This is a genomic window from Sedimentitalea nanhaiensis DSM 24252, assembly GCF_000473225.1.
In the GTDB taxonomy this organism is placed as follows: domain Bacteria; phylum Pseudomonadota; class Alphaproteobacteria; order Rhodobacterales; family Rhodobacteraceae; genus Sedimentitalea; species Sedimentitalea nanhaiensis.
Map to the genome: position 1 here is coordinate 501,079 of NZ_KI421509.1, position 24,088 is coordinate 525,166.

The window sequence follows — 24,088 nt, forward strand, 5'->3', positions numbered from 1 at the left end:
TTTCACTTTGTCCCTGAATGGGGGCAGTTTACCGGCGCGTTTGCGCGCTTAATTGCGCTATGGGCGGTTTTTCGCTCGCGTATCGAGGCCGGTTTGCCGGCGTTTTTAACAGCAGAGCCCGGATCACGTTGATCCGGGATGCCCTGCGCAAACGGAGATTGTGACAATGCCAGATAAAAATCCAACACCGTATGACTATTGGGGCGAATGCGATCCCAACAAACCGTTCCCCGATCTCAAGGACGCCGTTCTGCAGCTGAAGGACGATGACGATGTCGGTACGCTGACATCCGATTACGATGCCGATCACGTTGAGGCCGGAAAAGGCAATGACTCGATCTTCGGCAACGAGAATTTCAACTACATCAATGGCCAGGAAGGCCAGGACAAGCTGTGGGGAATGGACGGCGGCGACTCCATCTATGGCGGTGACGACGACGACTACATCTATGGCTACGACGGCGACTATGACTGGCTTCCGCCCAGCTACAACGATGACGACTACCTGAACGGCGAAGCAGGCGATGACTGCCTCTGGGGTGAATGGGGTGACGATCGGATGATCGGCGGCTCCGAGTCGGACGTCATGTGGGGCGGCTACGGCGACGACATCATGTCGGGCGACGATGCCACCATCGATACCGACAGCTATCGCGACGGTAACGACTGGATGGATGGCGGCGCCGGCGATGACTGCATGGACGGCGAAGGCGGCGACGACTGCATGTGGGGCGGTTCTGGCCGTGACCTCATGTATGGCGGCTCGGGCAATGACCGCATGGACGGTCAGAGCGATGCCGACAAGATGGCCGGCGGATTGGGCGACGACCTGATGCGCGGCGGCTCGGGCGACGACGAGATGTACGGCGACGTGCGTACCGGTCTTGGTCCGAACCTGAACTACGGCACCGACACCACCAAAGACGGTGACGACTGCATGTATGGTGAAGACGGCGACGACGAGATGGACGGCCAGGGCGGCGATGACACCATGTTCGGTGGCAACGACGACGACCTGATGTTCGGTGGTCGCGGCGACGACACCATGAGCGGTGGCGAAGGCAAGGACACCATGAATGGTGACCAGGGCAACGACGTGATGCGTGGCGGCGGCGATGCCGACATCATCGACGGCGCGGCCGGCAACGACATCCTGTTTGGTGACAACGGCAATATCGCCGGCATCGAAGGCTATGATTGCGACGAAGACTGGGCATGCCCGGAAATCGACTTCGCGCCTCAGTCGAGCAAGCACGACGGCGAATGCCCCGAATATTACCCGCCTGAAGGTGACAGCGATTTCGAGAGCAGCGACATCATCACTGGTGGCGGCGGCAAGGACATGATCTTTGGCGAAGGTGCCGACGACCGTCTGTATGGTCAAGGTGGCAACGACTTCGTGTCCGGCGGAACTGGCGACGACGAAATTGTCGGCGGCGGCGGTGCTGACTTCCTCATGGGCGACCAGGGCAACGACTTCATCCGTGGCAACGGCGGTGCCGATACGATCTATGGCGGAACCGGCGACGACACGATTTGTGGCCAGGGCGGAAACGACACCATCAAGGGCAACGATGGCCAGGATACGCTGAAAGGCGGCGGCGGTCGCGATTGGGTCGAGGGCGGTAACGACACCGACACGGTCAATGGTCAAGGTGGCGACGATATCCTGCAGGGTAACGGCGGCATGGACTATGTGAACGGTGGTGGCGGTAACGACATCATGTTTGGTGGTACGGGTTATGCCGACATGGTGGACCTGGATCAGGACGGCGAGTGCGAAGACTATTCGCCCCTGCCTGAACTGTCCAAGCCCTATGACTGTGTTGAGGGACCGGATGTCTCCCGTCCGCCCGAGCCAGACCTGGCCGACTATATGTCGGGTGGCGGCGGACATGACTTCATGTTCGGTCAAGCCGGCGACGACCAGATGCACGGTGACAATGGTGAAGACACCATGTTCGGCGGCATCGGCAACGACTATATCAGCGGCGGCGGGCACAACGATACCCTGTTCGGCGAAGATGGCGACGATACCATCGACGGCGACTCTGGCGATGACTGCATCAGCGGCGGTTATGGCGAGGACACCATCCGTGGTGGAAAGGGCGATGACTTCATCTCCGGTAACGAAGGCGACGACACTCTGACCGGCAATGCCGGCAAGGATGTCTTCTTCTCGGATCTGCATCTGTCCTATGACGACGATAACGGTTTCTCGTTCTCGTCCAACGACGGTACAGACGTCATCACCGACTTCGACTTCAACGAAGATCAGGATGTCCTCGGCTTCCGCGTCCATGTGGACGAGAGCGCCGAAGGCGAACTGGGCGACACCATGGCCCAGATCCGCACTAAGATCTTCGAACTGCTGGACGACGCAGCGGTTGTCTCTGAAGGCGACGAAGGGGTCGGAACCTCGGCGACGGATACGCGGATCGATATCGGTGGTCACTCGATCATCCTGCAAGATATCAACTGGCAGGACGTCGTGGACTTCGACTTCCCGGCGACCGAGTTCACCTCGCTGGGTCAGGACGCGAACCTGCAGGGTGGTGTCGGCATCAATGCCACAGCCAACGGTCTGGACTCTGGCGGGTACACCGCAGTGGGTTCCTGGGATGCAGAGAACGATCTGTATTGCCCGAAATGCCCCGAGGCCGATGACTACTACTGTGACGTCGTCGTTCCGATCTGATAAGAGAATAGATTGCCCGGTGTCTCATCGAGACATCGGGCAATCTAGCGCCTCGGTTCAATCGTTCCTGTCAGATCCCCCCATGGGCTCCTGTCGGTGCGGTTGGCCGGGGTGTTTTGTTGTGTGATGATGCGCAACTATCCGCTGGCACCATTGTGATGGACCGTACCCAGACCATTCAGATCATAGCCGGGCAATTCGGCGGCGCGGGCGGCACAGGCAGGCGAGGCAAGAAACCGGATCAGGTTTTGCATCGGAGCCTCGAACCAGGCCCTGCGCCAGACGGCCAGGTCGAACCGCTCGACACTGAGCGGCACAAAATCCAGCCCATACAACCCGCTGAGCGCGCCCAGACCGAATCCGGCTTCGGCCTTGCCGTCATGCAGGGCGATGGCCAGTTCTTCTTCGGTGCGGGCCCGCGTTGGCAGGGAGGTGAAATCGTCATGGGTCAGCCCGGCAGCGGCCAGTTGCGCGTCGAACTCGCGCTGGCTTGCGGCGCTGTCCTGGCGCAAAACCACGCGGCGACCGACCAGATCGGCAAAGTCGCCGATCCCTTTGGTGCCCGGCGCCAGAAGCAACCCGCGCTGTCGGCGGGCGATTTCGATCAGAACAACCGGTGCCTCGGCCAGGGCGTCGCTTAGGGCGGCACGGTTCCATCCGTCCGCTTCGCGAATATGCAGCCCGGCAGCCTGCGCCGATCGGGCGGCCAGCCGGTCCAGGCCGTCATAGGATCCATCGTAGAAACTGGCCAGGCCGGATCCGCTTTCACGCAGCGCCCAATCCAGCAACGGATCGTGGCTGCCCGCCAGAATCGGGGGCAGGGGGGGGTGGGCGACCTGCGGACCTGTGCGTGACGCCGCCAACCAGGCAGAGATTTCCGCGCGCGGAAACAGCAGCTTGCCGACCGCACGAACGCAGGGAACTTCGCCGTTTGCGGCCAGGTCATACACCTTGCGTTCGCCAATGCGCAGCAGATCGGCCAGTTCGCGGGTCGTGAGGTAGTCGCTCATTCGCCGTCCAGTCGGACTGCGGGGCCGCTGCCCTTGTCGGCAGCGGAAAACCTGGCCTGTTCCAGACCGAACCAGGCGGCGAGTGCGATCAGAAACATGGCCACAAAGGCGGCAAACATGGCGTTCATGGGGTCGGCTCCTTGGCGGTGGCCTGCCGCAGATAGGCGATCAGGTCAGCGCGATCCTGTGGGTCGGAGATACGTTGCATCGGCATCTTGGTGCCCGGAATGTAATGGTCGGGCCCAAGATCGAAAAGCGCGTTTATACTGTCCGCGTCCCAAACGATGTCGGACCCGCCCAGCGTCTCGGAATATGAATAGTTCGGCACAGTCCCGGCGGCACGTTCGAACAGGTTGTGCAGCGTCGGGCCGGCGCGCCGCTCGCTGTCGGGGGTCAGGCTGTGACAAATCGAGCATTTGCGGGCGAACTGGCGTTCGCCATTGTCCATCTCGGCCGGATCGCGCTGAAAGCTGCGGGGCGCGGTAGTCGCCTGGTTGTGCGTCCCAAGGGAGGCCACCGGCCAGCTGTACATGGCGTTGTCCAGGCCGCCAGCGTGGATGTTCTGCCCATCTGCCGAGAACGCCAGCGCCCAGACCGGCCCGCGCTGGGTGGCGCGGAAATCGTGGGCGATGCGCATGTCCTGGGTGCCGACGATCGTGATATAGCCTTCGCCATCCCCGACCGCCAGTTGCCGCCGGTCAGGCGACAGCGCCAGTGCCAGGATCGGTCGGCGGTCCAGGGTGAAATCGGCGATCTGTGCGCCAGTCTCCAGATCGATCACACGGGTGACGCCGTCGACGGCACCATAGGCAATCCAGCCGTCCTGCTCGTTGAGGACCATTTCGTTGATCCCGAAACCGTGGTTCACGAGGGTCTGTCGTTGCGCGGTGCGTTCAACATCCCAGACTCTGAGTGTGCCATCCACCGAAGCCGAATAGAGCGTCGCGCCATCCCTGGAAAAAGCCACCTTGTTCACGCCCTGGTCGTGGCCATGCAGCAGAACGGACGCCTGGTCCAATGGAGGATAGATGACCTTGGCCCAATGGTCGGACAGGGGCCACAGACCGATGGTGCCGTCCCAACTGGCCGAGGCGACAAGCTCGGCTTTGCGCGACAGGGCCAGATCGACCACTTTTCCCTTGTGTTGTCCCAGTAGAGATCCGATGTCGCTGACGGTCATCCAGACGCGGATGTCGAAATCCTCTCCGGCGGATACCAAGGTGGTGTCGTCCCAGAAGGCGACGGTGTTGACGGCGGCACGATGGCCTTCGAACCAGTGGGGTGTTTGCCCGTCCCATAACCCGACAGAATTGTCGAAACTGGCGGTTGCGATCTGGCCGCCTGGCGATACGGCGATACCCATGATTGGCCCGCCATGACCCTTGAGGGTAAAGAAATCCTGTGCTGTCACCAACGAGGGCATCAGGGCCAGCAACAGGACTGCGCCGTGTTGCATGTCTATTCGGCGGGGGGGGCGGTTCCGGCGGCGGCCTGTTTGGTCCCCACCTCCTGCACCCACAGACCGTGATGCTCGCGCGCCCATTGCAGGTCGACTTCGCCGCTGCCCATGGCGTCAAACGCGCCTTCCATGCCGATGCTGCCCAGATAGATATGGGCAAAAATCATCGCCATGAATGCAAATGCGACCATGGCATGCCAGATCTGGGCAAACTGCATCTCTTCCTGCGCCGCCAGCTGTTCGGGCAGCGGGGCCATGCCGACCCAGCCCGGCGCGCCGAGATCATTCAGGACGGTGAAGGTCTTGGCGAACATTGGCAACTCGAACGGGAACAGCAGCGACAGGCCCGAGACGCTGATCGATAGGCCCAGAACCACGCAGCCCCAGAAGATCATTTTTTGACCGGCATTGAATTTGCGCGCGGGCGGATGCACACCCTTGGAAAACAGCCCGCCCGCTTTGGATAGCCAGATCAGATCGTGGCGGTTCGGGATATTGTGCAGGGTCCAGTTCAGAATCACGATCACCAGCCCGGCCATGAAGGCCCAGGCGATGTTGTTGTGGACCCATTTCGACGCCACTGCGAGGGTGGAAAATCCCTGATGTCCGAACAGCGGGATCAGCACGGTGCGCCCGAACAGTGAGATCAGCCCGGTTGCGCCCAATACCAGAAAGCTGCCGGCGAACAGCCAGTGGCCAAACCGCTCAAAGCCGGAAAACCGGGTGATCGTGCGCCCGGTCTTTTCGCCCTCGATGCGGATCTTGCCGCGCAACAGGTAGAATAACGCCAGAAGGGCCAGCGTGCCGCCCAGCAGCCAGGCGCCGTATGTCGCCAGCGGCCCTTGCCGGAAGGCCAGCCACCACATGCCACCGTCCTGGATCAGAACGCCTGCTGCCGGGCCACGTGAGGTGACGGTGACATCCGCGGTGCCGTACCGTAGCGCGCGGAAGACTTCGGCATCGGAGGCTCCGCCCAGTGTTCCCAGTTGCGCGGCAATGTCGGCCGCGTGACCGGGGTTTCCCGTGGCGGCGCGGCGAAAGCTGTCATCGACCGGTTCTCCGCGCTGACGGGCCATGATGTCCTGTAACGTTTGGGCGCCACCAGTTGAGGCCCGAGGGGCTGAATCCGGCGCTACGTCCTGCGCGCTCAGTGCGGTGGCCAGTCCCAGGCACAACAGGATGGAAAGGAAGGCGCGCAACATGACGGATCACCCCGTAAGTCGGTGGACAGAAAGAGCGGCCCGCAGAAAGGGGGCCGCCCCGTGATCTTGCAGATAGACCGGCGTCAGCCGCCCTTTTGGTCATAGGCGGTGCCCCAGCCCCAGGCCCCCGAGCCGAACCCGCGAGCGACGACACGTTCGCGATAGATGCCGGACACCACGTCGCCGTCGCCGGCCAGCAATGCCTTGGTCGAACACATCTCGGCACAGATCGGCAGCTTGCCTTCGGCGATCCGGTTGCGGCCGTATTTCTGGAACTCGGCGGTCGAATGGTTTTCCTCGGGGCCACCGGCGCAGAAGGTGCATTTGTCCATCTTGCCGCGCGATCCGAAGTTGCCCGCCTGCGGGTATTGCGGTGCACCAAACGGGCAGGCGTAAAAGCAATAGCCGCAGCCGATGCACAGATCCTTGCTGTGCAGCACCACGCCTTCTTCATTCTGATAGAAACAGTCCACCGGGCAGACCGCCATGCAGGGCGCATCGGAACAATGCATGCAGGCGACCGAGATCGACCGTTCGCCGGGATCGCCATCGTTGATGGTGACGACCCGGCGCCGGTTGATGCCCCAGGGCACTTCGTGTTCGTTCTTGCAGGCGGTGACGCAGGCGTTGCACTCGATGCAGCGTTCGGCGTCGCAGAGAAACTTTGCTCTTGCCATTGTTCAGGTCTCCTTACGCTGCCCAGATCTTGCAGAGGGTACACTTGGTCTCTTGCATCTGGGTCACTGAGTCATAGCCATAGGTCTGTGCCGAGTTGGTGCTTTCGCCCAGCACATAGGGGTCGGCACCGGCGGGGTATTTATCGCGCAGATCCTTGCCCTCGAAATGGCCGCCAAAGTGGAAAGGCATGAAGGCCACGCCGGTTCCGACCCGGTTGGTCACCATCGCCATCACCTTGACCTTGGTGCCTTCGGCCCCTTCGACCCAGACCTGCGCCCCGTCGCGAATGCCGAGGTTGTTGGCGTCGCGCGGATTGACCTCGACGAACATATCCTGCTGCAATTCGGCCAGCCAGGGGTTGGATCGTGTCTCATCGCCGCCGCCTTCGTATTCCACCAGGCGCCCGGACGTCAGGATCATCGGGTAGTCCTTGCTGAAGTCCTGTTTCTGGATCGAGGCGTACATGGTCGGCAGGCGATAGAACTTGCGGTCCTCGTAGGTGGGATAGTCCGCCACCAGATCGCGGCGCGGGGTATAGAGGGGTTCGCGGTGGACCGGCACGGGGTCGGGGAAGGTCCAGACCACGGTGCGGGCCTTGGCGTTGCCGAAGGGGGCGCAGCCATGGGCGATCGCGACCCGCTGGATGCCGCCCGACAGGTCGGTCTTCCAGTTCACGCTGCTGACCCGATCATCGTAATCGGACGGGAAAGGCGACATCCCCGCTTCTCCGATCTCTTTGAACCCGTCCAGCGAGGCGGCCCGCGCGATGGCGCGCCGTTCCGCTTCGGTCAGATCGGTGTGCCAGCCCAGATCCCTGAGCATCTGATAGGTGAATTCGGGATAGCCATCCTGGATTTCCGAACCCACCGAATAGACACCTTCGGCCAGCAGGTTTTCGCCGTTGCGCTCGACCCCGAACCGGGCACGGAATGTCAGCCCGCCTTCGGCCACGGGTTTTGACATGTCGTACAGGTTCGGCGTACCGGGATGGTTCATCTCGGGGGTGCCCCAGCAGGGCCATGGCATGCCATAATAATCCCCATCCGCCGGGCCGCCAATCGCCTGCAGCGTGGTTCTGTCGAAGGTGTGCTGGTTGGCCATGTGCAGCTTGATCCGCTCGGGCGACTGGCCTGTATAACCGACGGTCCACATGCCGCGATTGAATTCGCGGGTGATGTCCTCGACATTGGGTTCGGTTTCGCTGTCCATGCCGATATTGCGGAACATGCGGTCGGCAAAGCCGAATTTGTCCGCAAACAGATAGAGGATCTCGTGGTCGGGTTTGGATTCAAACAGCGGGTCTACCACCTTGTCGCGCCATTGCAGGCTGCGGTTGGAGGCCGTGACAGAGCCGCGGGTTTCGAACTGGGTACAGGCCGGCAGCAGATAGACGCCATCGCTGCGGTCATGCAGCACGGCTGACACGGTGGGATAGGGATCCACCACCACCAGCATGTCCAGCTTTTCCATCGCCGTCTTCATTTCCTTGCCACGGGTCTGGCTGTTGGGCGCGTGCCCCCACAGCACCATGGCGCGGACCTTGTTGGGCTGGTCCATATTGTCGGCGTCTTCCAGCACCCCATCGATCCAGCGGCTGACGGGAATGCCGGTCAGGTATTGCAGCGGCTGTTCCTTGCCGTCCTTGTCGGTGATGGTATCAAATTGACCGGCCAGCCATTCGGGGTCTTCCTCCCAGACGCGGGCCCAATGGGCCCAGGCACCCTTGGACAAGCCGTAGTAGCCGGGCAGGGTGTGCGACAGCACGCCGAGATCGGTTGCGCCCTGCACGTTGTCATGGCCACGGAAGATATTTGCCCCGCCGCCCGAGGTGCCGATATTGCCAAGCGCCAGTTGCAGCGCGCAATAGGCGCGGGTGTTGTTGTTGCCGTTGGTGTGCTGGGTGCCGCCCATGCACCAGATCAGCGTACCGGGCCGGTTGTTGGCAAGCGTCCGTGCGACGCGGCGCAGTTGGCTGCCGGGAGTGCCGGTGACCCGCTCGACCTCTTCGGGTGGCCAGTTGGCGACTTCGGCGCGGATCTGATCCATGCCCCAGACCCGGGTGCGGATATATTCCTTGTCTTCCCAGCCGTTGTCAAAGATGTGCCACAGGATGCCCCAGATAAGCGCGACATCGGTGCCGGGACGAAAGCGCACGTATTCATCGGCATGGGCCGCCGTACGGGTGAACCGTGGATCGCAGACGATCAGCGGCGCGTTGTTCTGTTCCTTGGCCTTGAGCAGGTGCAACAGCGAAACGGGGTGCGCCTCGGCGGGGTTGCTGCCGATCAGAAACATCGCCTGGCTGTTGTGGATGTCGTTGTAGCTGTTGGTCATGGCGCCGTAGCCCCATGTGTTCGCCACGCCCGACACGGTCGTGGAATGGCAGATCCGGGCCTGGTGATCGACGTTGTTGCTGCCCCAGTACGAGGCGAATTTGCGGAACAGATAGGCCTGTTCGTTGCTATGCTTGGCACTGCCGAGCCAATAAACGCTGTCGGGGCCGGATTCGTCGCGGATGGTTGTCATGCCGTCGCCGATTTCGGCGATCGCCTGTTCCCAGCTGATGCGTTTCCATTCGCCACCCTCTTTTTTCATCGGGTATTTCAGACGGCGCTCGCCATGGGCGTGCTCACGCACTGACGCGCCCTTGGCACAATGCGCCCCGAGATTGAAAGGGCTGTCCCAGCCGGGCTCCTGACCGGTCCAGACGCCGTTTTGCACCTCGGCAATCACCGTGCAACCGACCGAGCAATGGGTGCAGATGGATTTGACGGTCTCGACTGCGGTCACGGCGGCGCTTTGGGCGCTGGCCGGTGTCACCGTGCCGCCGGTGGCGCCGATGGCGGCCAATCCGCCAATGGCCAGACCCGAGCTGCGCAGAAATGCGCGGCGGTCCACGGATTTCTCGGCGATGTCAGACAGGATACTGGTCCGCTGGGGGCGTCGCGCAACCCCGTTGGTCTTTTTCCTAAGCATGTTTTGTTTCCTCCCTTGCTTGCCCGCACACGGCTTGCTTGGTGATTTGTCCGGACCGGTGTCAGGGCGTCACGCAACCGTCTGCCGGGGCTTGACCTCGTCCGGGCCTGGGGCCGGGCGCTGTCTGTTTGCTTTCAGCAGGTCTTAGAACCGCGCAGAATTCAGATAGGCACGGGTATGTGCCGTGTCCTGCAGGCGGGTTTCGTCGACCGGCAGCGCGGCGGCCTCGGCATCGGAGCCGCTTAGGGCGGCGGCGGCCACGGCTGCGGGCGCTGCGGTTCCGGCCAGTTTCAGAAAATCGCGGCGGCTGGTGTCGTCCTTTTGTTTCTTGCGCATTGGCTTATTTCCTTTTGTTTTATTTCATGTAGTTGCTGGCTAAAGCTAATCTTTTGTCATGCGAAATCCGTCCCGTTCGATCTGCATAAACATTCGGCCCGCAGCACCAACCGAGGCGTAGAGAACCGAATTTTCTGCCGCTTCCAGATCGGAATAGAAATGCCCGGCCCAGGGGCCGATATGGCGATTCCAGAATGTTTTCTGATTGCCCAGGGACGCCGGTTGACCAAATCGACCGACAATCAGACCCGCCATGATCTCCATCAGGCTGGCGATATTGTCTTCGGGTTCATAAACATTCGGAGCCCGGGTAATCGCACGTGCGGCCATGTCGCTTCGCAGTTGCGCCAGCGGTTTCTCGTTCAGAAACCCGGTCAGATAGTAGCTGGCATAGGGCAGCAACTCGCCGCGTCCCAAACCGATGAACAGGGCGTTGAATTCCCGTTCTGCAGCGGCCGGTTTGGTCACCCGCGCCACCCGGGACATGCCCTGGATCGCCTGACCCAGATCTGTTTCGTCCCCGCCAAGCCCAGCCATCTGCTCCAGCACCGTCCGTGTCGGCGGCGCAGACAGCAGCAAGCCGAGGAAATTGTAGAAATCGGCGCGCAGGCGATCTTCTGGTGTGACATCGCTGGCGATTTCGGCGGTCTGGGTCATTCAGGTCCTCTGGATGTGCGTGTCTGTGTCGGGCGCGGAAAATTCGAATCGCATGCGCCGTGGCATCGGTTGAGCTGGGGATGGATCTTCCGGCTCATCGAATGCGAGCACGACAGGGGGGGGCGGCGCAGAGGCCGGTGCCTCGGGCTCGGCCAATTGATCCGGCGTTTCGTCGGTTTCGTCTGCGGCGATTTCGTCTGTACGCGCCATTTCCTGCAGGTGCGCCAGCATTCCCTTGCCCACCTGATAGGTTGTTTGCAGGTTTTCGATCACCGTCGCGCTGTCGGTATAGTCTTCCCCGTAATCCACCAGCCCGTCGACATTGGCCAGCACCGGGTTCAGGCGCCACAATCGCCGTAATGCGCGGCGGCGCAAACGGTCTGGCACCGCCTTGGACATGAAAGCGCGGATATCGTCCCCAAGCACCAGATCGTCCGGGTCGGGCAGGTTCAGATCGGCAAGTATTTCAGCGTCGTCCCTTGCCTCAGCAACCGCCCGATCCGCCGCGTCAGACTGTACGGCAAGCGCCTGTTCACGGGCCGCTTGTTCGGCCTGAACGGCGGCGCGGCGTTTGCTCCAGAAATCACGGGCTTGGCTCATTGTACGACCCGCCTCGGTGCGCGGTAGACATCCGAATCCTGACGGATCCGTGCATCGCCCTTGCCGTCCTCGTGCTGATCGATACGGGCCATGTCGCGGCGGCGCTTGACGAACGGGTCCTCTTGGTGATGTGCCTGCGCAAAATCCCGCACCCAGGCGACAAGACCGTCTGGCATAGGCACCTTTTCGACGATTTCCTCGCCGGTATCGGCATAGTCCTGCCCTTCGAACGGCGAAGCGGTGACCACTGCCACCTCCATCGGGATGTCGCCGCTGTCGGTGGCGCGCAGTATGACATAAATTGACGGGATGTGATCCGAGAGGTTTGCCAGATAGGCGTCCGTATCGCTGGCCCAGAGGGTCAGGGGCAGGGTGGCAGCATGGTATTCGGTTGCGCCGCCTTCATGCCGCAGAACGGACCATTCCGCCGCTGACGCACCCGGTAGCACCGCAACTGCGGTCCAATTCCACTTGGCCCAGCGGGTCACGCCTGGCTGTTTGCGGACGACAACCCCCAAAGCCATCTCGACATGAATGCCGACTGTCTTCGCCACGTAATTCTCCCCTGAAAGGTTTTGAACGCCTTCCGTGGCCGATCATGGGACAAAACTCTCTTCACGCCAAGAAGTTTTGGTTAAATTGTATACGAAAGTATGTAGCGTGCGCATTCGCATGCCGGGTGTGGATTTGTGGAAGGTATCGTATCGGTTGCATTGCGGGCGCCCAACCGGACCCGGTTGGCGGACAATCTACCTGAACAGGCTCTTTACCTTTGCACCCGGCCTGGCCTAGGGTGCTTGCGCGCCGCTGCTCATCTGCGGTTCATAAACGGAGGGTTCATGGTCAAGTCCCTGATTCTGTGTGATTGCATGGGCAGCCAGACACTCGACGCAGATCGATTGGCCGGGACACAGACAGTGGTCTGTTCGCGGGTACACACGGCCCTGTGCACCACCCAAATCGAGGTTGCGGCCCAGGCAATGCAAGGCGGCGACGCCATCATAGCGTGCCAGCAGGAACGCGCGGTGTTCGAGGATCTGGCGGCGGAACTGGGCATTGACCCTCCCGGATTTGTCGACCTGCGGGACCGGGCGGGGTGGTCCGAGCAGGGCGCACAGGCCGGCCCCAAGATGGCCGCCCTGGTGGCCGAGGCCCTGGTGCCCGCCACGATGACCCGCAACATCGATGTGGTGTCCGACGGCACCTGCCTGATCGCCGGACCGGGCGAGGCGATCCTGCCCTTGGCCGCGCAACTGGCCGACAGCCTGGCGGTGACGGCGCTGATCACCGATGATGGCGATTTGCCAGCCAGCCGCAACTTTGATGCGGTGCGGGGGCGTCTGCGGCGGGTGACCGGTGCGTTGGGCGGTTTTCAGATCACCATCGATGCGCTGCAACAGGTGGTGCCGGGTGGGCGCGGCGCATTTGGACTGACCCCGCCGCGCGACGGGGGGCAATCGGCCTGTGATATCGTGATCGACCTGACCGGCGGAACGGCAATGGTACCCGCCCCGGACAAGCGCGAGGGGTATTTACGCGCCGATCCGCGCGACCCGGTTGCGGTGGCGCGGTTGGCGTTCGTGGCCGTACAGCTGACCGGAACCTTTGAAAAACCGTTGTTCCTGCGGCTGGAGGAAACGCTCTGCGCCCATGCGCGCGCCGGGCAGGTCGGCTGTTCCAACTGCTTGGACATATGCCCGACCGGGGCGATCACCCCGGCCGGAGATCACGTTGCCATAGACCCGATGATCTGCGCCGGGTGCGGGGCCTGTGCGGCTCTGTGCCCCTCGACCGCGATCACCTATGACGATCCGCCGGTGGCGCAGCTTTTGGCCCGGATGGAAACGCTGGCCCGCGCGTTTCGCGGCGCGGGGGGCGGGGATCCGCGCCTGTTGGTGCACGATGCGCACGGAGCCGAGATGATCCGGTTGGCGGCGCGGTTCGGGCGCGGGATACCGGCGGATGTAATCCCGCTGGAACTGAAGGTGATCTCGGGCTTTGGCCATGCGGAAATGCTGGCTGCGCTGGCGTATGGCTTTGCCGGTGTGACCGTGCTGCTGGCCCCGACCACCGAACGGGAAGCGTTAGAGCGCGAAATGGCGCTGGCGGCGGCGATTGCCGGTGCAGGCAAGGTGGAGATGCTGGATGAAAGCGATCCGGACAACATGAGCCGCGTGCTGTATCATGCTGATAAAACATGTATTTCCACAGATTTTGTTCTGCCGATGGGAAACCGTCGCCAGATCGCGCGACTCGCGGCGCAGGCGCTGAATCCGCAGGCCGAGGCACGGATTGATTTGCCATATGGGGCCCCATATGGCGCGGTGCTGGTCGATACCGAGGCCTGCACCCTGTGTCTGAGCTGTGTGTCTTTGTGTCCTTCGGGTGCGCTGCTGGACAACCCGGACATGCCGCAGCTAAGATTTCAGGAAGACGCCTGTCTGCAATGCGGGATTTGTGCCAACATCTGCCCCGAGGACGCGATCGCTTTGAGACCGCAACTGGACCTCAGCGATGCCGCGCTGGCGCAAAGGGTTCTGAACGAAGAGGAACCGTTTGCCTGCATCGAATGCGGTGCGCTGTTCGGGGTGAAATCGACGGTCGAGCGTATCATGGACAAGCTGGCAGGCAGCCATCCGATGTTTGCAAGTTCCGCGCAGGCAAGGATGATCCAGATGTGCGACAATTGCCGCATAAAGGTCCAGTTCGCGCAAGGGGACAACCCGTTTCAGGGCGGCGCGAAACCCAAGGTGCGCACCACCGAGGACTATCTTTCAAAGCGCCGGGATCACTGAGATTGCAGCGGCGCTCCCAGATCGGCGGCCTCGGTTTGGGCCACAAACGCAAGGATGGCATCCAGATCCTGCAAGGTGATCCGCATCGGGACAATGGGCGACGGGCGTTCTGGGTCAAAGGGCGGAGTCACGTCTTTGATCTGGGTAAAGGCGGCATGGGGTTTGCGCACGAAAAACTCCTGGAACCGCAGATCCCAATCGCTCAGGCTGCGCAACACCGGGAAAGACGGGGTCGAACCCAACCCCTTCATCCGGTTTTGCGGGCCGATGACATGGCAGCGTCCGCAATGGGTCAGCGACAGGCGGGCACCGCGTGCGGCATTGCCGCTGAACGTCGGCGCGCTGAGCGTTTGGACCTCGTCAAATCGTGCCGAAAACAGTTGCACACCATCGGGGGCAAAACTGTCTACGGTGGTTTTGCCGATTTCCGAGTTGAGCCAGTCGAGAAAGCGTTGTTGACGGGGGTCGTTTTGAATGCGCAGGAAATAGGTGGTACCACCGGCCTCAAACACCGGTACGCCGGGGGCGGTGTTGGCCAGCTGCATCGGTCCATCCGCATCGGGCGCGACGCGAATCCCGGTTTTGAGCGAGAAACGCGGCAGGATATGTTTCAACAACCCGGTGTCGGCCACCGCCTCTGGGGCCGCAAGCCCAAGGGCGTCCTGTGCGGCGGCGGGACTGGCATTCGACACCAGAGTGAGGCAAATGATTAATGCGCGCATGCCACAAGCCTAGGTGGGCAATTGGCAATGCGTCAATTGGATTGAACACGAAAGGACTGACGAGATGAGTGAAGATTTCAACATGTCGATGCGCAAATTTCTGAAACAGGTTGGCGTGACCAGTCAACAGGCGATCGAGGAGGCGCTGCGCACTGCGGAGGGCACGACGGGCAAGAGTTACGAGGCCAAAATGGTTCTGACCATAGACGGGCTGGATGTCGAGCACGTGGTGACCGGTACCATCAAGGCGGCTGACTAGATCATGGCGGGGCGCGACGCGGTTCTGGCCGAACTGAAACAGATCACCGATCCGGCCAGCGGGCAGGACATCGTTGCCGCCGGGCTGGTGCGGGCGCTGACGGTCGAGCACGGCGCGGTGCGTTTTGTGCTGGAGATCGATCCGGCGCGGGCGCAGGCGATGGAGCCTTTGCGCGCCGAAGCCGAGGCGCGGGTGAGTGCGCTGGAGGGCATCTCGACCGTGTCCGCCCTGATGACCGCGCATAGCCAGAAGGCACCGCCGGATCTGAAACCGGCCCGCAAAGCCGAACCGCAGGGGCCGCAACCGGTACCGGGGATCGCGCGCATCATCGCGATAGCGTCCGGCAAGGGCGGGGTGGGCAAATCCACCGTGGCGGCCAATCTGGCCTGTGCCCTGGCGGCCGAGGGACGCCGGGTCGGGCTGTTGGATGCGGATGTCTACGGCCCCAGCCAGCCGCGGATGCTGGGTGTGTCCGGACGCCCGGCCAGCCCCGATGGCAAGACCATCCTGCCGCTGCGAAACCACGGCGTCACGATGATGTCGATGGGCCTGATGACCAACGAGGATCAGGCGGTGGTCTGGCGCGGGCCGATGCTGATGGGCGCGTTGCAGCAGATGATGATGCAGGTGCAATGGGGCGCGCTGGACGTGTTGCTCGTCGATCTGCCGCCCGGAACCGGGGATGTGCAACTGACCCTGACGCAGAAATTTGCCGTGGACGGTGCGATCATTGTCTCGACGCCACAGGATGTTGCCTTGCTGGATGCGCGTAAGGGCATCGACATGTTCAAGCAATTGAAGACGCCGATTTTGGGCATGATCGAAAACATGTCCACCCATATCTGCAGCAACTGCGGGCATGAAGAGCATGTGTTCGGCCATGGCGGCGTTGCCTCCGAGGCCGAAAAGCTGGGCGTGCCGTTGCTGTCGGAAATCCCTTTGCATCTGGATATACGCATCGCATCGGACGGCGGGGCACCCATTGTTGTCGCCAAGCCGGATAGCGCTCAGGCCGCCGGCTTCCGTCATGTGGCGCGTAATCTGATCGCCAAAGGGCTGGCGTGACCGAGGCCCCGCGTTTTCCGCCGTTGTTGCGTGGCGTGGCAGCCGGCAGCGGAGAGGATCCGTTTGAAAAGGCCTGTGCCATGGCCGCGCTGGGTTGTGATGGCGGGACGCTGGTGTATTCGCTGATGGCCGACCGCTTGCGCGCGGCGCTGGTCTTTGCGCCCGAGGTGCCGCTGGAGGATGCCATGGCGATGGTGCCGGTGTGCGGGGTGGGGTTTCAGAATGCCCTGGGGGCACTGGCCCCGCCCGAGGTGGCCGTTCAGTTGACCTGGGACGGGGGAATTCGCGTTAATGGTGCGGGCTGTGGATTCCTGCAGGCGCGAGCATCCAGAAGCGAAGCCCGGGCGGTGCCCGAGTGGCTGGTAGTCGGGATCGAGATTTCGTTGATGCAGACCGAAACCGATCCGGGCGCAAACCCGGATGTCACCGCATTGCATGACGAAGGCTGTGCCGATATGGGGCCAAACTACCTGTTGGAAGGATGGGCGCGGCATACGCTGGTCTGGATCAACCGGTGGGGGGATGAGGGCAATGCTTCGCTGCATGACCAGTGGATGGGATTGCTGGTGGGCGTCGGAGAGCCGATCGAACGGGCCGGGGTGCGCGGCGTGTTTCTGGGAGTTGACGAGAAATTCGGCATGTTGATCCGCGACAATGAGACCACGCATCTTGTCCCGCTTAGCAGTCTGGCGGGAGAACCGACATGAAACTGGCCCGTGCGATCCATTTCGACGAAAGCGACCGAAATGTATTTTCAAGCCCTGCGCGCACGGGCGAATGGTGCATTTCCGGCGGGTTCGAGTTTTCCAACTGGACCGACGCAGACCTGAGCGGCAAGGCACGGCAGGCCTTTGCCAATGGCTGGCTGGGGATCGAAACCTTTGGGCGCGTGACATTTGTCGCGGTGACGCGGATCGAAGAGAGCGAGGCCAGCGCACTGACGGGCGCGCTGGCGCAACATTTTGTTGATCTTTACGGTGCGCCATCTCTTGCGGAGGCCACGGGCGTTGCACGCGAGGAAATCGCCCAGATGGCGGATCTGTGCGACGCGCATGAACCCAACACCCTGATCACCGTGTCCCGTGCCTTGACCCCGTCCGGCGTGCACGAGGCGTATCGGACCATTGCCGCATCGGCGGCGGGTCTGGAACAATTTGCGATCCACGGATCGCCCGAAGGCTGAGTTGATCCGGCGCTGCGCCCGAGGACGCACGACATTTACGGTTCTGCGAGCCGATTGCCGCCCGGTACCTGCTGTTCAGGGTAACTGATGTCCGGGCGACTAGCCCGGCCCATCCAGCCCGAGAAAGCCGCCATATTGCCCGCGTTTGTACATCAGCCCGGTGCCGGGTCTGCAGGCCGCCCGTAGAACCTGTCCGACAATGATTGTGTGATCGCCTGCATCGTGCAAGTCAGAGCCGCGGCATTCAAAACGCGCCAGACACCCCCGCAGTATTGGTATACCAGCAGCATTCTCGGTCCAGGACACCGTGTCGAAGTCATGACCAGACCGGGCGAAATGCAACGCCAGGTCCTGCTGATCATTGGCCATCACATGGATCGCGTAATTCGGCGCGGCGGCAAACGCGGCGTGGCGCAATGAGCGTTTGGCCGCGCACCACAACACTATGGGCGGGTCCAGAGATACCGATGCAAAGGAATTGGCCGTCATCGCGAGCGGACCTTGGGCGGTGCGGGTTGTGACCACCGTGACCCCGGTGCCGAAACACCCCAACGCATCACGGTAGGCACGGTCGGTTTCGGGACCAGGGATGAAGCTGCTATCGGACATGGGCCTGCGCGTCTGTTGAACTGACGCGTTGGGTGCCACGCCCGTCCGGGTTTGTCCATGGCCGGGCGTCACTGCCGGGATGTCATCGCGGTGCTCAGTTCAGGTCTTCCAGCAGCCGCCCGTGCCTGCGTGTCTGTGCGATGACGTCGCCAAAGGTCCGCATGCCGCGTGCCTGCAGCATCGGCAGCATCCGACACAGGACCTCGGCCGTGGCCTGCGCGTCTCCCAATGCGGTGTGGCGCAACGCGTCAGGAATGACCACGCCGAGCCGATCGCACAATTTGTCCAGCGTGTGGGTATCCGAGGCGCCAAACAGGACGGCGGATAACAGCACCGTATCCAGGATTGGATGGTCCCAGGCCACGCCCATCGCCTGAGCATGGCGATGCAGGAACGCCATGTCGAACGGTGCGTTATGGGCGACGATCACCGCATCGCGGGCGAAATGGTGAAAGGCGCGTCCGGCCTCGGCGATCTTTGGGGCTCCGGCCACCATATGGTCGGTGATCTTGTGCACGCGGCTTGAGGCCGAAGGGATTGGAATGCCGGGATCCACCAGCATGTCCAGCACTTCACCGGCAATGATACGACCGCGCAGAACCCGGACCGCACCGATCTGAACCACCTCGTCCTTGTGAGGCAGCAGGCCGGTGGTTTCGGTGTCAAACACCACGAAACACAAATCTGACAGGTCGCGGTCTTCGAATGCGGCATCGCCGGGCGTTTCCAGCAGATCGAAATCATAGACCAGCGGGCGGGGGGCCTCGGGGGCGATCAGGGGCACGCCGTCATCGAGGATCAGCATATAGCTGGCCACGTCCCCCAGCGGTTTCAGCCGCACTTCGTAGCTCTGCGCGCCATCGACGCTGTCGACAGTGCAGCGGACTTCGTGGCCGGTCTTGGCGAGTTTGCGATAGGCGGCCTCGATCGCGTCGCGCTGAAGATAGTCAAACAGGGACGCATGCAGCCGAGGCGGAGCGACCTGCGACAGGATCCCGGCGGCCTGACCGTCATACAGCACGATCCGATGCGCGGGGCTGACCAGAATGATGGCCATGGGGATCTCGGTCAACAGGGTGGTCAGGCGGTCTTTCTCTGCGGAGAGGCGCGCGGTCTCGGTGGCCACGGTTGCGGCGGTGTGCATGGTGTTGTCGCTGAGCTGGCCCGAGACTGCCTGCACTGCCGGGGCAAGGTCGCCCAAATAGCGGGCGGCGGTCAGGTCGATGTCATCGCTGACTCCGGCATGGGCGCGCGCGCGCATCTGTGCGGCGAGGCGCTGGACCGGTTTCGCGACGTTTTCGTCGAACAGCAACCAAACGCCGACGATCATGGCCACCAGAGCGAACCCGCTCAGCAAGCCCGAAAACACGAAGGCATCCATCATTTCGGGGTTGGCGGCGCGGCGGTATCCGATCACTAACGCACCGGATGTGACCGCGACGCCGCCCACAGCCAAAAGGCAGAAGAACAGGAAGATGCGCAGACGCAGGCTGAGATGGGTGAGCATCAGGAGACCTCGCAGACCGCCATCAGGACCGGATCGTCCGCCGCCACCTGACGCCAGTCAGCATTGCTGATCTCGCCCTGGGCACCAAAATCCACCCCGTCGATCAGCGTTGCCAGGCGGGCGTCCGTACAGTCATAGGCAACCGGCACTTTTTTCAACGGGGCCCAGCGGCCAAAAAAATACAAGTCGATCATGCGCTGGCCCGGCAAGTCGGCGTTTTTCTTCAGTGACAACTCGTCCACCGCAACAAACCGGTCCACGTAGGGCGACAGGTAAGTCCATGGCTGATAGAAGCTTTGTTTTTGAACGGTGTTTGCCACCACAACCCCTTTGGGCAGGTTGGCAGTGGTGCGTCCGTACCAGCTGTATTCCATCGATATGGTGACTGCGATCATTGTCAGACCTGCTGCGACGGGCGCGGCCCAGCGGGGCAGCCGCCCTCCGGTCAGGCGATTTACAATCATGACGACACCGGCCATGGCGATCCCGCCGAATACCGTTCCGATCAATTCCAGGAACATTCCATTTCTCCCTCAGGGGGCATTTCGCGCCCCTGTCTTTTTTTGCTGCAAATTTCCCCGCCGGAGGTTCCTCCGATTTCCGTTGGGGCAGTCATCAACCGGGCATGCCGCGCCCATGACCAACGGCCGACTGCATTGTCTTTATCACGACAAAGGCATCACGCAGATGACTTCGCTCAAAGTCGGACAGATCGGATGGGGCGAGAAAATTGTCGGGTGCATCGCCGCCATTGACCCGCCGGACCTGATGCGCCAGCCGGGTTTCCGCGATCAGATCATAGGCATCCAGCAGATCCCGTCCTCCGGTGGCCGAGATGATCCCTGCGGACGCGGCAGCTTGCAGGCGGGCGCGGGTGTTGACTTCGACCAAACAGCCCTGCAACGCATAGATCCGGCCAAGATCCACCACCGGGACGACCCCGGTCAGTTTCAGATCCAGCGTGTTGCGGTGCTCGCCTGAACGGATCGTTGCAAAACCCCGCAGCAGCCCCAGGGGCGGCGTGTGTTTCAGCGAGTTTCCGATCATATGCGCCACGAAGATCGAATTCCGGCTGGCGGCTGCCAATGTTTCCTGTTGGAGTTGTTCAAACAACGATGTGTCCCCGCCGATGGGCCGCAGATCGAACATCACGCTGGCCAGCATCTGCGCTTCGGGATTCGGTTTGGCGATCCAGCCCTGGAAATACTGCCGCCAGATTCGCAGTGGCTGACACCAGCGCGGATTGGTGGCCATCATGTCTCCGGGACAATAGAAATAGCCGCAGGCATCCAGCCCGTCAGATACGAATTTGGCCAGTTCGGCAAAATAGGGCATTTGATCGGCGGTCACGGCATCGTCCAGAAACAGGCAATTGTCCTGATCCGACACGCCGGTCTGCTCCTGTCGGCCCTGGCTTCCGCAGGCCAACCAGAGATAGGGCACAGGTGGAGGTCCAAGTTTCGCTTCGGCCAGCGTCAGCAATCTGCGCGTTACTGTGTCGGCGATGTCGGTGATCAGGCGTGTGGCGATTTCGTGGCGGTTTCCCCCGGCGACCAGTTGCACCAGCAGGCGCGGAATTTCGGCGGTGACGCGGGCCATTTCCGTGGCGGTCTCGGCGCGCGCGATGGCGCTAACCAGCTCGGCCGAGCTGACCGCCTGAAACCGGGTCAGGTCGGTCTGGGTGACGATGCCGACCAGATCGCCGCCCTGAACGATAGGGATATGACCGATGCGGTGTTCCATCATTGCATGCAGCACGTCCGAGCCGATCGCGGTCGGCGACAGGGTCAGGGGGGATCGGGTCATGACCTGTTCGACGGGTGTCGTCACAGGCAGGCCAAGGGCCAGAACCTTGCCGGTCAGGTCGCGGGTGGTGACAATCCCGACCAGGCCCGCAGCATCGGTGACACAAAGCGACGAGACCCGGTGGGGCTGCATCAGTCTTGCGGCGGTTTGCACATCGGTGGCAACCGTGCAGGTGATCGGGTTTGCGCCCATGAAGGTTTCGACCCGGCTGGTTGCCAGATCGCTGCCGCGACGCGTATCGTTGCGTCGTCGGTCAAAGAATTTTGCGACGCAGGGTTGGCCTGCCATCAGACTGTCAAACGCGGTTTTCGGCAGCATCAACAGCACGGCATCCTTGGTGGCTCTGGCCGAGGTGACAGCCAGACCATCGCGGGTCAGGCCGCGCTCGCCGAATGAGTTGCGCGGCCCCAGCAGGGATACGGGAATGCCGTTTTCATCGCTCACCTCGATTTCGCCTTCATGCACCAGATACAAACCGTCCAGCGGCTTGCCCAGCTCATAAACGGTTTCTCCGGCGGGGACAGGTTGAACCCGGAAACGAGGCGTCAGCTGGTCCAGTACGTCAGGGTCGAGACTGTCATAGGGATGGACCGAGGTCAGAAACCGTTGCAGGTCTTGGACAGTAAGGGTCATGAGGCACCGGATGTCAGGAATGAGGCCGGCCCCGCCGGCATAGAGATGGCGGGGCCGGGGATGCGGGCGGAACCGGGGGGAGCCGCCCGCATCGTTCGATATCAGTGGTCGGCGGCTGCGGCCCCGGCGCCACGCGGCACCCGGACGCTTTCGACCAGCTCGATGATATCCTCGGGCAGAGGCTTGGTCATGCCGGTCACGACATAGGCCACTGCAAAGTTGATTGCCGCACCGACCGCGCCGAACGATGTCGACTGAATCGTACCCAGCAACGGATCTGCATCGGTAAAGCTGTTGGTGCCTGCCACGAAGAACCACCCCTTGTGCAGGAAGATGTAGATCAGCGTCGTGACCAGACCTGCCAGCATGCCCGCGACCGCACCGGTGTTGTTCACCTTCTTGGAGAAGATGCCCATCATCAGAGCCGGGAAGATCGACGCTGCCGCCAGACCGAAGGCCAGCGCCACGGTCTGCGCCGCAAAGCCCGGAGGGTTGAGACCCAGGTAGGTTGCGACAACGATCGCGATCGCCATGGCGACACGTGCAGACATCAATTCGCCTTTTTCCGAGATGTCCGGAGCGAACCGCCCCTTGATCAGGTCGTGGCTGACAGCGGAAGAGATGGCCAGCAACAGCCCCGCCGCGGTGGACAGCGCCGCTGCAAGACCACCCGCAGCCACCAGACCGATGACCCAGCTGGGCAGGTTGGCGATTTCGGGGTTGGCCAGAACCAGGATGTCGCGGTTGAAGTTGGTCAGCTCGTTGCCTTCCCAGCCCTTCTCGGCGGCCTTGGCCTGCATGCTTTCGGCCTTGTCGTTATAGTACTGGATCTTGCCGTCGCCATTTTTGTCTTCCCAGCCCAACAGACCGGTTTTCTGCCATGTGGCCATCCAGTCATAGCGAGGATCGCTGTTGATCTGCTCGACCGAAACCGCTTCGGCATCGGTGCCATTTGGCCAGAACATGTCGGTGATGTTCAGACGCGCCATGGCACCGACCGCAGGGGCGGTCAGGTACAGCAGGGCGATGAACACCAGCGCCCAGCCCGCGGACCAGCGTGCATCCGCAACCCGCGGCACGGTGAAAAAGCGCATGATGACATGCGGCAGACCGGCGGTGCCGATCATCAGCGACAGCGTGAACAGCACCATGTTGATGGTGTCGCTGTGGTGGGTGGTGTATTCATTGAACCCCAGTTCCGCCACGATCGCATCCAGTTTCATCAGCAGCGGCTCGCCCGAGGCAACATGATCGCCGAACAGGCCCAGGGCCGGAACGGGGTTACCGGTCAGTTGCAGGCTGATGAACGCGGCCGGGATCGTATAGGCCAGGATCAGCACGCAGTATTGCGCCACCTGGGTATAGGTCACCCCCTTCATGCCACCGAACACCGCATAGGCGAAGACGACGCACGCGCCGATCAGCAGGCCCGAGGTATTGCTGATTTCAAGGAACCGTCCAAAGGCCACGCCGACGCCGGTCATCTGGCCGATCACGTATGTGGTCGAGGCCACGATCAGACAAATCACGGCCACCAGACGGGCTGTCGGCGAATAGAACCGGTCGCCGATGAATTCCGACACGGTGAATTTGCCGAATTTCCGCAGATAGGGGGCCAGCAGAAGGGCGAGCAGAACATAGCCGCCTGTCCAGCCCATCAGGTAGGTCGAGTTGTCATAGCCAGTAAAGGCAATGAGACCCGCCATCGAGATAAAGCTGGCCGCCGACATCCAGTCAGCCGCGGTGGCCATGCCGTTGGTAACCGGGTGAACGCCGCGGCCGGCGGCGTAGAATTCCGATGTGGACCCGGCCCGGGCCCAGATTGCGATGCCGATGTACAGCGCAAAACTCGCGCCGACAAACAGCAGGTTGATTGTAAACTGATCCATGTCC

General features: G+C 62.1%; 22 protein-coding genes. 6 read left to right on the plus strand and 16 right to left on the minus strand.

Annotation, left to right across the window (positions count from 1 at the left end):
* Positions 1-166: 166 nt before the first annotated feature.
* The gene (locus NANH_RS25420; RefSeq protein ID WP_051372232.1) at positions 167-2,698 is read left to right on the plus strand and encodes a calcium-binding protein; all 2,532 of its coding nucleotides are present in this window, start codon (positions 167-169) and stop codon (positions 2,696-2,698) included.
* 137 nt (positions 2,699-2,835) lie between these two features.
* On the opposite strand, the gene NANH_RS0104070 is transcribed toward NANH_RS25420, so the two are convergent.
* The 10 genes from NANH_RS0104070 to NANH_RS0104115 all read right to left on the minus strand — a co-directional run bounded on the left by NANH_RS0104070 (position 2,836) and on the right by NANH_RS0104115 (position 12,170).
* Entirely contained in the window at positions 2,836-3,708 is an 873-nt protein-coding gene (locus tag NANH_RS0104070; RefSeq protein WP_027260876.1) for a helix-turn-helix transcriptional regulator, read from the minus strand.
* The gene (locus tag NANH_RS29545; protein ID WP_281170999.1) at positions 3,705-3,836 is read right to left on the minus strand and encodes a hypothetical protein; all 132 of its coding nucleotides are present in this window, start codon (positions 3,834-3,836) and stop codon (positions 3,705-3,707) included. The genes NANH_RS0104070 and NANH_RS29545 overlap by 4 nt, the downstream gene beginning before the upstream one ends.
* Entirely contained in the window at positions 3,833-5,164 is a 1,332-nt protein-coding gene (locus NANH_RS0104080) for a c-type cytochrome (protein ID WP_027260877.1), read from the minus strand. The genes NANH_RS29545 and NANH_RS0104080 overlap by 4 nt, the downstream gene beginning before the upstream one ends.
* A gap of 2 nt (positions 5,165-5,166) precedes the next feature.
* Positions 5,167-6,369 carry a formate dehydrogenase subunit gamma gene (locus NANH_RS25425; protein WP_036049404.1) on the minus strand — a complete coding sequence of 401 codons (1,203 nt, stop codon included), beginning with the start codon at positions 6,367-6,369 and terminating at the stop codon, positions 5,167-5,169.
* Positions 6,370-6,452: 83 nt separating this feature from the next.
* Positions 6,453-7,046 (minus strand): formate dehydrogenase FDH3 subunit beta, encoded by a 594-nt coding sequence (gene fdh3B, locus NANH_RS0104090; protein WP_027260878.1) that lies wholly within the window; start codon positions 7,044-7,046, stop codon positions 6,453-6,455.
* Between the two features lie 13 nt (positions 7,047-7,059).
* On the minus strand, positions 7,060-10,023 hold the full coding sequence (locus tag NANH_RS0104095; protein WP_027260879.1) for a formate dehydrogenase subunit alpha: 2,964 nt from the start codon (positions 10,021-10,023) through the stop codon (positions 7,060-7,062).
* Between the two features lie 144 nt (positions 10,024-10,167).
* Positions 10,168-10,359, minus strand: coding sequence for a ubiquinol-cytochrome c reductase iron-sulfur subunit N-terminal domain-containing protein (locus NANH_RS0104100; protein ID WP_027260880.1), 192 nt, complete (start codon positions 10,357-10,359; stop codon positions 10,168-10,170).
* Between the two features lie 45 nt (positions 10,360-10,404).
* The gene (locus NANH_RS0104105) at positions 10,405-11,016 is read right to left on the minus strand and encodes a TorD/DmsD family molecular chaperone (protein WP_027260881.1); all 612 of its coding nucleotides are present in this window, start codon (positions 11,014-11,016) and stop codon (positions 10,405-10,407) included.
* The gene (locus NANH_RS0104110) at positions 11,017-11,616 is read right to left on the minus strand and encodes a DUF3306 domain-containing protein (RefSeq protein ID WP_027260882.1); all 600 of its coding nucleotides are present in this window, start codon (positions 11,614-11,616) and stop codon (positions 11,017-11,019) included.
* Complete coding sequence (locus NANH_RS0104115) at positions 11,613-12,170, minus strand: DUF3305 domain-containing protein (RefSeq protein WP_407694698.1); 558 nt, start codon at positions 12,168-12,170, stop codon at positions 11,613-11,615. The genes NANH_RS0104110 and NANH_RS0104115 overlap by 4 nt, the downstream gene beginning before the upstream one ends.
* Before the next feature lie 285 nt (positions 12,171-12,455).
* On the opposite strand from NANH_RS0104115, the gene NANH_RS0104120 reads away from it, so the two are divergent.
* Positions 12,456-14,411, plus strand: a complete 1,956-nt coding sequence (locus NANH_RS0104120) for a 4Fe-4S binding protein (RefSeq protein WP_027260884.1) — start codon at positions 12,456-12,458, stop codon at positions 14,409-14,411.
* Here the strand turns inward: NANH_RS0104120 and NANH_RS0104125 are convergent.
* Positions 14,405-15,133, minus strand: coding sequence for a c-type cytochrome (locus NANH_RS0104125; RefSeq protein ID WP_027260885.1), 729 nt, complete (start codon positions 15,131-15,133; stop codon positions 14,405-14,407). The two genes, NANH_RS0104120 and NANH_RS0104125, sit on opposite strands and share 7 nt — an antisense overlap.
* Before the next feature lie 64 nt (positions 15,134-15,197).
* Between NANH_RS0104125 and NANH_RS0104130 the strand changes: the two genes are divergently transcribed.
* From NANH_RS0104130 to NANH_RS0104145, 4 genes are read left to right on the plus strand one after another with little or no spacing between them, the layout of a single operon-like run.
* Positions 15,198-15,392: a DUF6494 family protein gene (locus NANH_RS0104130; protein ID WP_027260886.1), complete on the plus strand. Its 195-nt coding sequence runs from the start codon at positions 15,198-15,200 to the stop codon at positions 15,390-15,392.
* A 3-nt stretch (positions 15,393-15,395) separates the two neighbouring features.
* Positions 15,396-16,457, plus strand: a complete 1,062-nt coding sequence (locus NANH_RS0104135) for an Mrp/NBP35 family ATP-binding protein (RefSeq protein WP_027260887.1) — start codon at positions 15,396-15,398, stop codon at positions 16,455-16,457.
* Positions 16,454-17,164, plus strand: coding sequence for a biotin/lipoate--protein ligase family protein (locus NANH_RS0104140; protein ID WP_027260888.1), 711 nt, complete (start codon positions 16,454-16,456; stop codon positions 17,162-17,164). Before NANH_RS0104135 ends, NANH_RS0104140 begins: the two co-directional genes overlap by 4 nt.
* Positions 17,161-17,640, plus strand: coding sequence for a DUF6505 family protein (locus NANH_RS0104145; protein ID WP_027260889.1), 480 nt, complete (start codon positions 17,161-17,163; stop codon positions 17,638-17,640). Before NANH_RS0104140 ends, NANH_RS0104145 begins: the two co-directional genes overlap by 4 nt.
* A gap of 99 nt (positions 17,641-17,739) precedes the next feature.
* Here NANH_RS0104145 and NANH_RS0104150 read toward each other — a convergent pair whose 3' ends face one another.
* The 5 genes from NANH_RS0104150 to NANH_RS0104170 all read right to left on the minus strand — a co-directional run bounded on the left by NANH_RS0104150 (position 17,740) and on the right by NANH_RS0104170 (position 24,084).
* Entirely contained in the window at positions 17,740-18,249 is a 510-nt protein-coding gene (locus NANH_RS0104150; RefSeq protein WP_027260890.1) for a flavin reductase family protein, read from the minus strand.
* 94 nt (positions 18,250-18,343) lie between these two features.
* Positions 18,344-19,756 carry a 3'-5' exonuclease gene (locus NANH_RS0104155; protein ID WP_027260891.1) on the minus strand — a complete coding sequence of 471 codons (1,413 nt, stop codon included), beginning with the start codon at positions 19,754-19,756 and terminating at the stop codon, positions 18,344-18,346.
* Complete coding sequence (locus NANH_RS0104160) at positions 19,756-20,277, minus strand: hypothetical protein (protein ID WP_027260892.1); 522 nt, start codon at positions 20,275-20,277, stop codon at positions 19,756-19,758. Before NANH_RS0104160 ends, NANH_RS0104155 begins: the two co-directional genes overlap by 1 nt.
* Before the next feature lie 94 nt (positions 20,278-20,371).
* Positions 20,372-22,195: a DUF294 nucleotidyltransferase-like domain-containing protein gene (locus tag NANH_RS0104165; protein WP_027260893.1), complete on the minus strand. Its 1,824-nt coding sequence runs from the start codon at positions 22,193-22,195 to the stop codon at positions 20,372-20,374.
* Positions 22,196-22,296: 101 nt separating this feature from the next.
* Positions 22,297-24,084 carry a sodium:solute symporter family protein gene (locus NANH_RS0104170; protein ID WP_027260894.1) on the minus strand — a complete coding sequence of 596 codons (1,788 nt, stop codon included), beginning with the start codon at positions 24,082-24,084 and terminating at the stop codon, positions 22,297-22,299.
* Positions 24,085-24,088 lie beyond the last annotated feature (4 nt).